1 protein-coding gene is annotated in these 515 nt (G+C 54.4%); it reads right to left on the bottom strand.

Going from position 1 to position 515, the window contains the following annotated elements; all coding sequences use genetic code 11:
• The coding region (locus tag NN5_RS24870) for an ion channel (RefSeq protein ID WP_067739412.1) at positions 1 to 401 on the bottom strand (401 nt) is incomplete at its 3' end.
• Positions 402 to 515: the final 114 nt, after the last annotated feature.

Raw genomic sequence — 515 nt, 5'->3', positions numbered from 1 at the left:
TTGTGAAGTGTTTCAAAAATAAATTGCGCTGTGCAGCTGATCAGCAGGAAACCGGTGAGGGACTCAATTCCCGCAAGAGCGCGAACGTGTCCGGTCGGATAGATGTCGCCAAGGCCAAGTGTCGTGATGTTGACCAACGAAAAATAAAAGAGATCCATCCAGCTCTCACCTGGCGTATGGACGAATCCGCCCAGCCCCAGACTGTGACTCCATTTGAAGCCAGCAGCGAATTCGAGAGCAATGAGCAGATGGCTCATAAGGACGATGAGATAGGCGGCACTGAATCTCAGTGGACGCACAGCGCTTCCGCCGTACGTCATGCGCGCAAGAGCCAGCATACCGATGTGTAGCCAAATGGCTCCAAGAAACAGGAGAACCCCGATGACGATCGCAACAATCATCATTTCGGCCCTCGTTTTGCTGTTTGGTGCGAATGGGGGGCACGATCGTGCGCCGGGGAATGTCTTCCGCGCGAGAGAAACATAGCCTCTCCTGCGAATGCTGCGGCAATGCCC

Origin of the sequence: Novosphingobium naphthalenivorans NBRC 102051 (assembly GCF_001590985.1) — a bacterium.
Classification (GTDB): Bacteria; Pseudomonadota; Alphaproteobacteria; order Sphingomonadales; family Sphingomonadaceae; genus Novosphingobium; species Novosphingobium naphthalenivorans.
Note: the sequence above shows the minus strand (reverse complement) of the source record. Positions and strands in the feature narration are given on the sequence as shown.